This window comes from Pleomorphovibrio marinus (genome assembly GCF_003347495.1).
Taxonomy (GTDB): Bacteria; Bacteroidota; Bacteroidia; order Cytophagales; family Cyclobacteriaceae; genus Pleomorphovibrio; species Pleomorphovibrio marinus.
Window position 1 is genome coordinate 95,098 of sequence record NZ_QCXY01000002.1, and the last position, 13,833, is coordinate 108,930.

At 44.1% G+C, this 13,833-nt stretch carries 10 protein-coding genes; 2 read left to right on the top strand and 8 right to left on the bottom strand.

Annotation, left to right across the window (positions count from 1 at the left end):
• The first annotated feature begins 30 nt into the window (after positions 1–30).
• Together DB520_RS06445 and DB520_RS06450 are read left to right on the top strand one after the other, a co-directional pair.
• Positions 31–3,138 (top strand): PVC-type heme-binding CxxCH protein, encoded by a 3,108-nt coding sequence (locus DB520_RS06445; RefSeq protein ID WP_198675254.1) that lies wholly within the window; start codon positions 31–33, stop codon positions 3,136–3,138.
• 33 nt (positions 3,139–3,171) lie between these two features.
• Positions 3,172–4,113 carry a hydroxypyruvate isomerase family protein gene (locus DB520_RS06450; RefSeq protein ID WP_114748888.1) on the top strand — a complete coding sequence of 314 codons (942 nt, stop codon included), beginning with the start codon at positions 3,172–3,174 and terminating at the stop codon, positions 4,111–4,113.
• Between the two features lie 177 nt (positions 4,114–4,290).
• On the opposite strand, the gene DB520_RS06455 is transcribed toward DB520_RS06450, so the two are convergent.
• The 8 genes from DB520_RS06455 to DB520_RS06490 form a co-directional block, all read right to left on the bottom strand.
• A complete protein-coding gene (locus tag DB520_RS06455; RefSeq protein WP_114748889.1) occupies positions 4,291–5,832 on the bottom strand; it encodes an N-acyl-D-amino-acid deacylase family protein in 1,542 nt (513 codons plus the stop codon).
• Positions 5,833–5,936: 104 nt separating this feature from the next.
• Positions 5,937–6,527: a hypothetical protein gene (locus DB520_RS06460; protein ID WP_114748890.1), complete on the bottom strand. Its 591-nt coding sequence runs from the start codon at positions 6,525–6,527 to the stop codon at positions 5,937–5,939.
• Positions 6,528–6,530: 3 nt separating this feature from the next.
• Positions 6,531–7,121 carry a hypothetical protein gene (locus DB520_RS06465; RefSeq protein WP_157971957.1) on the bottom strand — a complete coding sequence of 197 codons (591 nt, stop codon included), beginning with the start codon at positions 7,119–7,121 and terminating at the stop codon, positions 6,531–6,533.
• A 41-nt stretch (positions 7,122–7,162) separates the two neighbouring features.
• Positions 7,163–7,291 (bottom strand): T9SS type A sorting domain-containing protein, encoded by a 129-nt coding sequence (locus DB520_RS27620; protein WP_114748892.1) that lies wholly within the window; start codon positions 7,289–7,291, stop codon positions 7,163–7,165.
• Between the two features lie 639 nt (positions 7,292–7,930).
• Positions 7,931–10,114 carry a polysaccharide lyase family 8 super-sandwich domain-containing protein gene (locus tag DB520_RS06475; protein ID WP_114748893.1) on the bottom strand — a complete coding sequence of 728 codons (2,184 nt, stop codon included), beginning with the start codon at positions 10,112–10,114 and terminating at the stop codon, positions 7,931–7,933.
• Positions 10,115–10,265: 151 nt separating this feature from the next.
• Entirely contained in the window at positions 10,266–11,318 is a 1,053-nt protein-coding gene (locus DB520_RS06480; RefSeq protein ID WP_114748894.1) for an endonuclease I family protein, read from the bottom strand.
• A 68-nt stretch (positions 11,319–11,386) separates the two neighbouring features.
• Positions 11,387–12,823: a chromosomal replication initiator protein DnaA gene (gene dnaA / locus DB520_RS06485; protein ID WP_114748895.1), complete on the bottom strand. Its 1,437-nt coding sequence runs from the start codon at positions 12,821–12,823 to the stop codon at positions 11,387–11,389.
• 107 nt (positions 12,824–12,930) lie between these two features.
• Positions 12,931–13,833, bottom strand: a complete 903-nt coding sequence (locus DB520_RS06490; RefSeq protein ID WP_114748896.1) for a bifunctional metallophosphatase/5'-nucleotidase — start codon at positions 13,831–13,833, stop codon at positions 12,931–12,933.

Sequence of the window (13,833 nt, forward strand, 5' to 3'; positions counted from 1 at the left end):
AAACCTTTAATAAACATACTCCAAACTTTGATGATCAGTTCGGTAATTTTGTCTGTTTTTTCTTTTTGCGGAAGCCCAGCAGACACAGAACGAGAAAACCACGAATTCGAGGTGCCTGCGGGGTTTGTGGTAGAAAAAGTGGCAGGTGAGGATTTGGTGGATTTTCCCATGTTTGCCACATTGGATGAGAGAGGAAGGCTTTTTGTTTTTGAATCCATAGGAAATGTCTACGAGAATTCGGAAGAGGCCATAGAGAACCCCAGATTTAGGATCAAATTATTGGAGGACACCAACCAAGACGGACATTACGATCAATCCACCATATTTGCCGATAAGGTAGGTTTTCCACAAGGTGGGGTGTTTTATAAGGGCAGCCTATATGCCTCCTCGGCACCTGATTTATTGAAATTCACAGACACCAATGGGGATGGTATTGCAGATAGTAGGGAAGTGATCTTAAGTGGGTGGACCCTCAATGTAAATGCCAATAGTTTGGTTGGCCCTTTCTTGGGGCCTGATGGGTGGTTATACATGACAAGTGCAATCATGGGCTTTGATGTGGTCAGCCAGGAAAAGGAACGAATGAAGGGGGAGACGTCAAGGGTTTGGCGGGTGAGACCGGATGGCACAGGCTTGGAGTGGGTGGCCGCCGGGGGAATGAACAACCCCATAGAGCTTGCCTTTACCCCTGCCGGAGAGCCTATTGGTACCATGACTTACTTTACCAACCCAAAAGCCGGGCAGAGGGATGCTTTGATATATTGGACCGAGGGGGGCGTTTATCCAAAGCCCAACTCTTCCATAGATAGGGATGGTTTAAAGCGAACGGGGGAGCTATTGCCTGTAATCAGTAAGTATTCCAGAGTTTCCCCTTCAGGTATAGGTGCCTATCGAAACCAAGGGTTTGGTGAAGATTATGAGAACAATATGTTCAGTGCTCATTTCAATACCCACCAGGTTTTAAGGCACCGGCTGATCAGGGATGGAGCTACATTCAAGACGGAAGACGAGGTGTTTTTCCGAAAGGCAGATGAGGATTTTCATCCCACCGATGTGCTGGAAGATGCCGATGGAAGCCTACTGGTGGTGGAAACTGGTGGTTGGTTCATCAAGGGATGCCCCTTATCACAAGTTTCCAAACCTGAGATCAAGGGTGGCATCTATAGGGTAAGAAAAAGTGATGCAAAACCAGTAGAAGACCCTTATGGAAATCACATAAAATGGGATGAACTGGATGCCGCATCACTGGTTCAATTACTTGAAGACAATAGACCCTTTGTAAGGGACAGAGCGGAGGGCGCCTTGGTGGACCATGGGGAAATGGCTGTAGGAGAATTGGCCATTTTTCTGGAAAAAGAAAACCATCCAACTTTTGCGGTTTTAAAATCAATTTTTGCTATGTCCAAAATTGGTGGAGAAAAGGCCGTGGAAGGCTTGATAAAAGGACTTGGCCACACATCGGAAGAGGTAAGAATAGCTACTGCCAGGGTAATGGGACTGATGAAGGAGGTCAAGTTTGTCCCAGCCTTAACCCAATCGCTTACTTCGGAAGATTCCAAGGCGGCAAAAAGACAGATTGCCACCGCCCTTGGACAAATTAAGGCTGAGGATGCCATTACTTCCTTGTTATTGGCAACCAGAAATGAGGGCAACGACCGGATGACTGAACATGCCATTACTTATGCGCTGATTGAGATAAATCGTTCCTATAGCCTTCTGCCTTCCTTAAGGAGTGAATTCCCCAAGGAAAGAAAAACCGCACTTATCGCTTTGGATCAGATGGACGGCTACCAATTGTCCCCCCATCAAATTCATGATTTCTTATCGGATACTGAGGAGGAAAACCAAGCTACCGCCTTATGGATAACCACTTTTCACCCCGAATGGGCAGCCGATTTTTCAGGATACATTGCCGATCAATTCCAGCAGGGCGATTGGGCAGATGGGAAAGAAGAAATGATTGAAAAGTTGCTTTATACCTTTTGCTCCGATGAACCGGTTCAACTAATGATGGCAAAACAACTGCAAGATGGTGTATCTACCACTAAGTTGTTTCTCCTAAGGGTCATGGGTAACTGCAACCTTGAAACCTTCCCCAGTGCATGGCTTGGCCCTTTGAGGGAGATTATGGATTCAAAGGATGACCAAGTCGTCGAAAAAACGTTGGCTTTAATAAAGTCAATGCAATTAGAGGCACTTGACCGGGAATTGTTGGAACTCGCAAAGGATGATACCTTGAGTGATAATCTCCGAATGTCGGCCCTTTCGGCTTTATCGGTAAACAATCCCCAATTAGAAGATTGGCAGGTGCAGTGGTTGATGGGAAAATTGCACCAGGACAATGAAATTTCCCTGAGACAGAGGGCCGCACAACAACTTTCGGATTCGGATTTAAGCAATGAGCAGGTAAGGGAATTGGCAATTAGGACTTTACATGAAGTCGATGATTTTATTTTGGGTTTACTAACATCTGCATTTGTGGGAAGTACCGATCCGGAGGTGGGTCTTAAATTGTCCGAGAGGCTAATGAACTCAAAAGCCCTTGATAGTTTTAACGAGTCTAGGTTAGTAGCATTATTTGGTTCCTTCCCAAAGGAGGTAGATGAGAGTTACCAAAAGCTTATGGATAAATTCAATAAAGTAAATGCCCAACGTCTGGAAAAGTTAGAGCAGTTGGAGGCCCATATTCCCAAAGGAAACTTGGATAGGGGGAGGGCATTATATTTTGGGAAAGCGGCCTGTTCGTCGTGCCATTCCATAGGCAGCGAAGGTGGGGACTTCGGGCCAGACCTTACTTCCATACAGAAAGACAGGTCTGCCCATGATCTTCTGGAAGCCATTCTATATCCTAGTGCCACATTTGTAAGAGAATATGAGACCTACAAAATCACCACCTCGGAAGGGGAATACACCGGAGTGATTCATGAGAAAAGTCCGGATTGGATAAGGTTGGCGATTGCCCCCCAAGCCACCATGAATATTATGCAAAAAGATATCTTAACTATGGAAATCAAGGAGACCTCCATGATGCCACAGGGACTGGATCAAGTACTTACTGACCAGGAAATGGCTGATTTAATGGTCTTTTTATTGGGACAAGACCAGGATCCAGAATTGGATGAGACATTTCTTAGATGAGAATTTCCCTCTATTTTAAAGACCAGAACAAGAATGAACCAAAGTAAGAGGAAGTTTCTGAAAAATGGGTTGATGTCGGCCTTAGGCCTTTCACTGTTAAACCCAGGCCGGGGGTGGGCTAGGCTAGAACCGAACACGTTTCAGGAGGCCTTCACCTTAAAATTTTCCCCGGAGTTCGGGATTTTTTCCGCATTGGCAGGAGATGATCCCATTGATCAAATCAATTGGGGAAAGGACAATGGGTTTAGGGCATGGGAAAACACCATGCTGAAAAACCGTCCGGTCGCCGAGCAGGAAAAGATCAGCAATTCCTTGCAAAAAAATGGGATGGATTTTGGGCAGTTCGTAGGGACGCTTACTTTTTCAGAGGTCACCTTTGCCGGAAACAATGAAGGGGCTCGCAGCAAAGTCCTTAAGGAAATCAATGAATCCGTGGAAATTGCCAAGAGGATGAACACGAAATTCGTACACAATGTACTTGGTGTTATGGATTCCAAACTTCCTTATGAATTTCAGATTGCAAATGCCATTGAACTGTTGAAACGGGCGGCGGAAATTTATGAAAAACATGAAATCGTCATGGTCATGGAAACCATGAACCATAAAATTGATCACCCAGGAATGTTCCTGCACACCATTCCCCAGGCCTATGCCCTGGCTAAGGCCGTTGACAGTCCCAGTGTAAAAATCCTTTTCGATATTTACCACGTCCAGATCCAGGAGGGAAATTTACTTCCAACATTAGACCATGCCTGGGATGAAATTGCCTATTTCCAAATTGGGGACACCCCAGGGAGAAAAGAACCCGGCACCGGGGAGATCAACTACAAAAATGTACTCCACCACATCGCCAAAAAGGGCTATAGAGGTTTTTTGGGGATGGAGCATGGGATTGAAGGTAGTGGGAAAGAAGGGGCAAGAAGTGCTTTGCAGCGGTATAGGGAGATTGATAAGTATGTAAGGGAGAGGGTCTAGGCTGACCTTATTTCTTAGAATAAAAGTCTATATAGAATTCGCAGCTTTGAACCATGATTTCTCACTTATTCAGCATGAAATTTTTCGATGCATATCTCTGAAAATTGGCAAAGACAGGATCCCTTACAGGTCAAAATAGGGTAATGCAAAATTTTGTCCGCATTGAATGAAAAGGAATCACAAAGCTTTACCGCTGGACACCTTCCTCAATACCCTACCCTGCCTCCCCATCGGCTTCCCATCCTTAAAGGCTATTTTACCATTGACCAATACCACATCAAAACCTTCAGCCAACTGGTAGGGGTTTTCGTAGGTGGCAGTGGCTTTGATAAGTTCGGGATCAAAAACCAACAGATCGGCGGCCATGCCTTCCCGAATCAGCCCCCTGTCGGAGATACCGGTTTTTCTTGCCGTTAGTTCCGTCATTTTGTGAATGGCCTCTGATAGGGAAAGTAGAGGTTCTTCGATCACATACGATTCTATAATTTTGGCAAAGGTCCCATGGCCTCTGGGGTGATTGGAGGTGGGGCTGCCATCCGAACTCACACAGATATTCGGGTCTTTGAGGAAGGTTTTCATGACCTCTTCGTCCATTACAAAGTAAGCGGCACTGCCACTAAGCCCAATGTCCTCCACCAGTACCTTTTCAAAAGGCTTTCCAAGTTCTTCGGCAATTTCCTTAAGGGTTTTCCCCTTGAAGGCTCCGGTGCCCATTAGTGTCGCCTGTGGCCCATTTCTTAGATTAACCCTATTCCGAAGGTATTTCTCCAGTTCCTGCCTACGCTGTGCCACCACCTCATCGTAATTGGCCGGTGGCTTTGCCCAGTCAGGAAAAAGCAAAGAAATCCCCGTATAACTGGCCTCGTAGGGGTAAACATCCGCAGTAACAGTCTTGCCTTGGTTCCGCTCACTGTCCAGGATGGCCAGGATCTCCTTTGCCCTTTCTTCCCCTTTGGCATAAACGATCTTGATATGCGAGACATGTACCGGGCAATACCACCCTTGGGCCAGGAGTTCGGCCAGGGATTCTTCCATATACTCGTCATCTTCATTTCTCATATGGCTCATCACCATACCACCATGTTCCCCCGTTATTTTTGCCAGCCGGTTGAGTTCATCCTGACCGGCCAAGTATCCGGGATTATATTCCAGCCCTGTGGACAGCCCAAAACTGCCTGCCTCCATGGCATCAACAAGCAGGGAGTCCATTAGTAAAAGGCCCTCTTCGGTGGGGTCTTTATCATATTGAATCCCAGAGAGCATCCTTAAGGTGCCATGACCCACAAACATGGCAATATTGGGTCCCAAGTCAAGGCTATCTACCTTGTCCATCCAGCCACCAAGATCCGTGGTTGATGGGCTAGATCCGTCTTGCCCCAAAAAGATGGTGGTGGCGCCCATGGCCAAAAAATTGGTGAACTCTGGGGTTTCTAGGGGGTTGCCGTGAGAATGGGCGTCGATAAAGCCGGGAGTTAGTACCCTTCCCTTTGCATCGATTACCTCAGAGGCAGTATAGGACTTTGTGGTGTCTCTATCGACCAGGGCTATTTCTTCCCCATTTACCAAAACCTGGCCCCAGAAGGGGTCACTCCCCGTGCCATCGATGATTAGGGCATTTTTGATCCAAAGGTCATAGGTTTCGGTAGAAGGAGAAGCGCAGGAAATAGCATATCCCAGAATGAAAATTAGAAGGTAGGAAAATCGTGATTTTGGTGACATGGCTGTTGGTGGTTTTAAGTAAGGTAATAACTATTCAGTTTATATTAGAAATATATTACTAAAAACCCGTGAACAAGCAGGGCTTTGGCATTAATACCAATCATTTAAAAACTATACCCCAAGCTGACCCCAATCAGGAATGGACTATAGAAGACTTCCTTCCCCCTAGTTTCGGAATTGAAAAATTGAATCCCGGGAGTGTAGGCAGCCCTGAAAAAAAAGCCTCCTTCAGGTTTTTGATACCGGTAACCTATCCTGGCCAGAATAAACTGATCCCAATGTATTTCTTCTCTTATAAAATTCGGCAAACTTTCGTCAACGGTATAGGATCTGTTACGTAGGGTATAGAACCCAGCTCCCAATTCCAAATTATGCTTGGACTTTCCCAAAAAAACTGTAATCTCTGCTGGAAAGTAAGGTATCCAATGGGCTGAAAATATGGGTTCACTACTTCCACGACGACGCAAAGAAAATCCTGCACTTCCCCAAAGTTTCATCCTGTTTTTTTGGTGAAGGATACGTCCATAATTAAGAGCATAGCCACCAGAGTTCCCAAGTAATTCAGCATGTACGGAGTTTTTCGCCGTGAAAATATCGGCCTTTTTCTCTGTCTCCGACTGGGCGACCAATTTATCCCCGGCAAATATCAAAAGGCTGATGAGGGCGCATAATATATATTTTTTGGCTAGTGACATCCTTTAAAAACTATACCCTAAACTGATTCCAAACCAATATGGCATAAAACTGAATCTGTTTGCAGAAGGATCTAAACTTTCAATATGTATTATGGGAGTATATCCAACCCTGAATAAAAACCCTCCTTCTGGTTTCTGATTTCTATATCCAATCCTGGGTAGCAATGCTTGGCTCCAATATAACTGTTTTCTTCTGTTATTTGGGAAATTTTCATCAATAGGGAAGCGTCTGTTTAGCACCGCAGTATAGCCGATACCTACTTCCAGATGGTGCCTAGACCTTCCCCAAAAGGCTGCAATCTCTGCCGGGAAAATAGGTATAACATAACCAGAATGAACAGGTTGGTCTTCACTTTGAAATCGCAAAGAGAAACCCAAACTGGCCACTAGCTTTAGCTTATTCTTTTGATGAAAAATCCTTCCATAATGTAGGCCATATAAACCAGAGTTCCCGAGTAATTCGGCATGTAGGGAGTTTTTCGCCGTGAAAATATCGGCCTCGGTCTCCTGCTCAGATTGAGCACTCAACTTATTCTGGGCAATCATCAAAAAGCCCATTAAAGCAAAGAGAATACATTTTTTTGATAGTGACATTTCGGTTATAGTTTTATTGGCTGAGTCATAACATAATCCAGCTATTTAACGATTATCTGTTTGGACAAAACTTCTTTTCCATAATGGATATGAATAAAATAAGTGCCTGGATCCAAATCGTTGGTTTCTAAGGTAAGTTTACCTGATTTCGGATCACCAGTTTTAACCATTTTTTGATCTTTTGTGAAAACAATTCCTTAAAAGTCCCAAAGGACAAGAAAAGGAATACCATAAAAATTGGCCAATTTATATACTGCTTGCGGGGGGGGGGTAAAAGTACTCATAATTATTTTTTTTCTAAATTTATTTATAAAAAATAAAATAAACAACACTATTACACGAAAAATTTCTATACCTGTCAAGCACAACTCTTTTAATTCAGGATTAAATGCTAAAGGTTATTGGTAAAATGTTGGTTTAATTAATCATGAAAACAGGTAAAAGCAAAGCGATTCACTTTACCCTACGGTAGAATGACTAAACCGCTCACTCTTAAAACAGCATGTTCATAATTGCGAAATTCCCAGGTCGTAAGTGATTACTTGTCTGACGGTTCTAAACCCTCTGACAAGAGTTATCGCTGAAAAACAATTATTATCCTATGAAATCGAGCCTGTCCTGACGGCAGTCAGGGCATGACGCAAGCGACACACGGGGGGATGATTATAGATTGCGAGATTCCATGTGGCCATTTAGAAACAATTATAAACACATGAAATCGAGCATGACGAAAACGTCACACACTGGGATGATTATAGAACATGCGAAGATTCCTTCTGACCGCTGAAAAAAAAATATAAACAGATGAATTAAGGCAAAGTTTCAATCTTGAAACCAATGCTACTCCCAGCATACACCCCTTCAGGAAGTTCAAGGCTTAGCTCGCTTTGATTGTTTTCTGAAGAGGTACTAATGCTAACTTTTGGATTCTCACTGCTGTATTGACCGGAAAGCGTAAGAGTTAGGAAGGATTGTTTACGAGAAGGGTCAGAAACATGGATTTCGGTTACCACCCCTTCTTTCACTTTTAGCTGTGCCATACCAGGACTCTTTGAAGCAACCTTAATTCCATTTTCTAAGGTTATCTCCCCCTCCTCATAGAAGATGACTTGATACATGCCAAGTTCTTGATGCGCTACGGCCTGCGTTTTTCCATCATTGGCTAAAACCCTGACGACCTGGTCTGATGCATTGCCGCTAAACATATGGTCAGCATCAATGTCTGGCAATACCATATAGGAATAGGATCCGTTTTCCGGTTGTTTTCCATGGTCAAACCATAGGGTGAAAACGTCTTTTTTGATCAGCTCCCTTGAGATGTTTTTTTGAAGCGTCAGGTCTGACCACCTGCCCTGCTCCTCCTGGTTGGAAAGCTTGATTGCTGTAGGCTCCGGAAAAGCATACCCAATACGGTCGTGATAGACATAGTTGACCCCCTTCAGCGAATGATCCCCTTTTTTCAGTTTGGTGGGTTTACGGTTTTTTCTGACTATTTGTACCTCCCCATTCATCAAAACCTGATTGATGGTAGTGGCCACGGGCAGATCCTGTTCAGCCTTAATGTCCGTGCCCAGGCACACGTATATATCCTCAAAAAAGAACCAGGATTTCTTGGCCTGGATACTGTCATGACCGCTGATAAAGTCAAAGGCCACTGCTCCGTAAAGTCCATCTGTAACTGCCCCTACGAAGTCGGTTAGTCCGTCGACCTGAATTTCATCGGAGCCATGGAGTTGCGGTTTTTGCAGGATGGTGGTGCCGGATATTTTCTGCCAATCATACACCGGCCAGATGTCATGGTATTCATCCCCTTCCAAAAACAAATAATTGGTGCCGTCTGCCCGGTGATGGGTGGTGATCCCCGGCCCATTGTAGGGCACTTCCATATTCCGGTTTCTCGTGGAGTACATGCGCACTGTGGTGTAATAGTTGGGCCTCTGTACTACAAAATGTTCGGTTTGCCAGAAGAATTTGGCAAAGGACTTGGTAGGTGTGGCCCTTCCCTCCCTCAATGCCAGGATTTCTTTCAGTTCCTCGCTTCGGTAATCCGTGCTTGAAAGAAGTTTGTGGATTTCATCCGTTCCTTTGGGTTGGAAGGTGGTTTTATTAGCAATGCTTCTGTTTTTTACGCTGATGTCTTCATAAATTCCGTAAACCAACTGTTTGTAAATACCTTCTAGGTAATAATCCACTAGTTGGTTAATACTTTTTTTGTCAAAGGCATAGGAAGTGCCGGCCACATAGTAGGACCACTCTCCAAAGGCGTTGGCGTATTTGCCATAGCCATAGGATGTGGTGTTATTTACCCGGTCATGCCTGTGGTGAAAACTATAATCGTGTTGCATGCCTCTTTTCCCAGTGCTGAACTTCACTTCTCCTGCGATGATGGTGATGATGTCATCAAAGGTTTCTTTATCCTCAATAAATAGCAGGTTTTTAGCAAGGATTCCAGCAATTACGATACGGTCCCCACTGGGTCTGGCACCCGAGGCCTCCATGTGCGCCCTGCCAATCATTGGCTGAGCACCATCCACCAAGGTCTTCGGTAGTTCATCCCCCAAGAGCAACATCAGATTTACCAGGTTTGTGGGGGTAGAAATCTGGTTGTTGTGCCAATTATCCCCCACAAAATCATTCTCCACCCAATATCCCAACCCTTTTGAGATTGTTTCCAAAATAGTTTTGTCCTGGTGATAAGGTGATTTTTCATCTTTATAGGCTTTGGCGAGATGGACCAAGGCCAGTGTATGCCTTCTATGTGGAAAGCCGGCTGTGCGGCTCAAGTCCTCGTAATTGATATCTTTGAAACTGCCGTCCTCTTGGATTTTATCCAGAATGGATAAAACCTCCCCTTCGGAGGGAGGAGTCTTCAGGAGCTCTTGGACAATTCTATCCTTGATGGTGTCCAACTCCCCATCTAAACAAAAGCCAATTTTGGGTGTAAAAAGCAGGACTGTAAATAGTACGAGAAATAGGTGTTTTGGGTGTGTCATGACAAATGGGATTGCTTATTGAAGAGTGGAAGTTAAAAAATTTTCACCCGATATGCTCCCTGCTATCTGAAATGTGGTTAAAGGCCACCTTGAAAGGAGCCTCATGGGATTGGCTGGCAGCTTTGTGCTTTACTTTAGGAAGAATAAGCTGCTATTTCCAAATTTTCTCCACCCATTCCGGAAAGTCAATAAATGGGTTTCTATTGCCTTGGTAGTTAGTATAAATAAGCTCGTTTCTGGATTTTTCCCACTCGTCCACAGGATCCTGATGATGCCATTCAAGCAAGGTGGACAACCTTCCTATATGGGGAAGCTGGTTGTTCCTAGGAATTACCTCATCCACTACTTCAAGATCATAATCCGGCCCCTCATACCGAACTGCCATATAAAAAATCATTCTTGCAATGTCTCCTTTCACTTCATCCGGTGGCTCCCAACACCATAAGGTTGTATGTGTTTTGCTCAGCGTAGGAACAGTGTTTCCGTTATCGAAATAAGTCATCTCACCTGTATCGAAAGAACGTGTGTTTCGCGCTGAATTTACAGAACGGTCGGCGGGTCTCAGGTGGTGTAAATCGGTAAAGGCAGTATCTGAGGGATTCGGAAAGCCATGCGATTTGGGCCAAATATGTTCCCTGTTCCAAGCATCGATCAGGGTGTACCCATTTTTCTCATAGTCAAATCTTGTTCCCCTGTCCCTGTGGACCGCTGGTTGGGTTCTTTTGGTATAAATCAATATGACTTGGTCAGGGTTTTCCGGATCTTGGTCAGTTTTGCAGAGGATATCCCAGGTTTCATCGTATTTGAATACCTTATGGTTCCTTATTCTCTGATGCAGAGCCGATTTTAGTGTTTCCCCTTCCAGTCGAGTGAGGCTGTCAGGATAGTAATTTTCTATGGAAAGGGGTACTGAATCGGGTAATGGCTTGCTTGGAAGTTCTCCCCGGTGTAGGATAACCATGGTTCTGTAAACATACCCGGTTGTACCGTTCGGAAGTTTGATGCCATAGTAGCCATTGGATTGGTGGCCCTCATGAAGCAAGGGAAAGATTTCTCCCTCTGAGGCTGCATAAATGACATTTGCTTCTTTTAGGGGAGCATCCTTAATTCCAATATTTCTTCTAGTTTCTAAGTATTCAGCTAAAGCAATCGGCAAAAATGCAACATAACAAAGCCAAACTAATACCCATCCTTTTCCCCTCATGTGCCAAAAGTTTAAAAACAACCTAAATAAAAGGTATAGGAGGGAAATAAGCAAACCTATTGGGTAGCTTAGTAGGAACGCATCTTAAATTTTTTACGTAGGTCGCTGATGGAATTCTTGAAGGAGGCATCCGTTTCTATCATGTCATTTACGGTTTGAACGGCATGGATTACGGTGCTATGGTCCCTGCCCCCAAAATGGTAACCTATGGATTTAAGGGAATGATTGGTGAACTCCTTGCAAAAATACATGGACACCTGCCTAGCGGTTACTATTTCTTTCTTTCGGGTTTTGGCCTTCAGGTCTTCGAGTTTGATGCCAAAGAAATCCGCACAAGTTTTTTGAATAAAGTCGATGCCGACCTCCGTCTCTATATCCTTGACAATATTTTTCATGATTGTTTTGGCAAGACCTAGGTCAATTTCCACCCTGCTCAGAGAAGCATGCGCAATTAAGGATATCAAAACCCCTTCCAATTCCCTGATATTCGTGTCCACTGTATGTGCCAAATACTCTATGACGTCTTCTGGGATAAAAATACCTTCTGATTGGCTTTTTTTCTTTATAATAGCCACCCTCGTTTCGAAATCAGGCATCTGTAAATCTGCCGTCAAGCCCCACTTGAACCGGGATAGCAGCCTTTCTTCCAAGCCGTTCAGGTCCTTTGGAGGGCAGTCCGATGTCATCACAATTTGCTTCTTGTTTTGGTGCAAGTGGTTGAAAATATGAAAAAACATCTCTTGAGTTCTCCCTTTACCTGCAAAAAACTGTATATCGTCGATGATAAGCACATCCACCTGCATATAGAAATTGGTGAAAGACTTGATGTTGCCCTCTGTAACGGAATCCATAAATTGGTTCACGAACTTCTCGGAAGAAACGTAAAGCACAAATTTGTCCTCCAGTGTGTTTTTGATTTCATTTCCTATTGCCTGTACCAAATGGGTCTTGCCCAAGCCTACAGTACCATAAACCATAAGTGGGTTAAAGGAGGTTATTCCCGGCTTATTGGCCACGGCAAAACCAGCAGACCTAGCCAGCCTGTTGCAGTCCCCTTCGATAAAGGAATTGAAAGAGTAATTAGGGTTGAGGTTGGACTGTAAGGTTGTATGTTCGTCCAAGGAGGTGAAGTCAAAGGGACTATTGTGGTTGTTTGAACCAACCTTTTGCTGTTCTTTAACTTTTTTCCTTGCGGTGGTATTGTTTCCTTGTGGAAAGCTTACCACATAGGGCTGGTTTTGGGAGTTCCCCTTGTCCACGACTACTGCATATTCCAGTTTGCCATTAGAACCCATCACCGTTTTAATGGCTAGCTTCAATACGTCTACATAGTTGTCTTCCAGCCACTCATAAAAAAACTGGCTTGGCACTTGGATGGTTAGGGTGGAACCGTCTAATCTCACAGGATTTACCGGCGTAAACCATGTGGAGAAGCTTTGTTCGTTTACGTGTTGTCCAATTACACGTAAACATTCTTTCCATACTGCCGTAGCCTCTGAACTCATTGTGTTACATAATTAAAGAAGGATCAAAAGTGCCCTTGCTCCTTTCAGGGGGAAACAAATTTGCCAAAAAGAATTTTAAATAAAAAATCGAATTTGACTTGACTTTTTTACTTTATGGCTAAACCTTCTGCATTAGCCTTTTTTATTTTTTTATTTCTGTCAAATTCAAAATCGATGCGCCCCATTCGCACCCCTGATCGCCCTGCTTGATTTACTAGGGTAATGCCTCCGGAAGGATTTTTTACCTCTGTGGGGGAGTCCAAAAAAGTGTGGGTATGCCCACCTATAATCAAATCAATGCCGCCTACTTTTGCCGCCAGTTTTTGATCGTCTATCTTTTGAGATTTATAGGAGTATCCCAAATGAGAAAGACAAATAATAATTTGGCAATTAAGCTGTTGAAGTGTGGTCACCATGTCTTTGGCCACATTAATTGGGTCAAGGTATTTGGTGGCCCCGAAACTCACAGAGGGCACCAATCCCTCCAGTTCAATTCCCAAGCCAAAAACCCCTACTTTTATCCTTGCTTTATCAAACACCTTATATGGGAGAAAATGGTTCTTTAAGGGGGTTTCGCTAAAGTCGTAATTGGAACAAATAAAGGGAAAAGAAGCGTGGGGCAATTGTTTTTTTAAACCTTCTAGTCCATTGTCAAAATCATGGTTGCCTAGTGTGGCCGCATCGTATGCCATCTGGCTCATAAGCTTGAACTCGAGTTCTCCTCCGTAGAGGTTAAAATAAGGAGTTCCCTGGAATATGTCACCTGCATCCAAAAGTATGACATTGCTCTCTTTTCTTCGGATTTCTTGAATTAAGGTGGCTCTTCTTGCCATTCCTCCAAGATTGGCAAATGTGCTTCCGTCGTCCGGGAAAGGCTCTATCCGGGAATGCATGTCGTTTGTGTGTAAGACACAAAGTTTTTTGGATTTTTGAGAGGAGTAAGAAGGAAGCGGAATCGCTAAAGCCCCTGCCCCAATCAAACTTTTCTGAATAAATGTCCTGCGTTCCAT

What these genes read in the sequence shown, in the direction of transcription:
- DB520_RS06445 (WP_198675254.1), top strand. Translation starts at nt 31, where the DNA reads ATGATCAGTTCGGTAATTTTGTCTGTTTTTTCTTTTTGCGGAAGCCCA.
- DB520_RS06450 (WP_114748888.1), top strand. Translation starts at nt 3,172, where the DNA reads ATGAACCAAAGTAAGAGGAAGTTTCTGAAAAATGGGTTGATGTCGGCC.
- DB520_RS06455 (WP_114748889.1), bottom strand. Translation starts at nt 5,832, where the DNA reads ATGTCACCAAAATCACGATTTTCCTACCTTCTAATTTTCATTCTGGGA.
- DB520_RS06460 (WP_114748890.1), bottom strand. Translation starts at nt 6,527, where the DNA reads ATGTCACTAGCCAAAAAATATATATTATGCGCCCTCATCAGCCTTTTG.
- DB520_RS06465 (WP_157971957.1), bottom strand. Translation starts at nt 7,121, where the DNA reads ATGTCACTATCAAAAAAATGTATTCTCTTTGCTTTAATGGGCTTTTTG.
- DB520_RS27620 (WP_114748892.1), bottom strand. Translation starts at nt 7,291, where the DNA reads ATGGTTAAAACTGGTGATCCGAAATCAGGTAAACTTACCTTAGAAACC.
- DB520_RS06475 (WP_114748893.1), bottom strand. Translation starts at nt 10,114, where the DNA reads ATGACACACCCAAAACACCTATTTCTCGTACTATTTACAGTCCTGCTT.
- DB520_RS06480 (WP_114748894.1), bottom strand. Translation starts at nt 11,318, where the DNA reads ATGAGGGGAAAAGGATGGGTATTAGTTTGGCTTTGTTATGTTGCATTT.
- dnaA (WP_114748895.1), bottom strand. Translation starts at nt 12,823, where the DNA reads ATGAGTTCAGAGGCTACGGCAGTATGGAAAGAATGTTTACGTGTAATT.
- DB520_RS06490 (WP_114748896.1), bottom strand. Translation starts at nt 13,833, where the DNA reads ATGGAACGCAGGACATTTATTCAGAAAAGTTTGATTGGGGCAGGGGCT.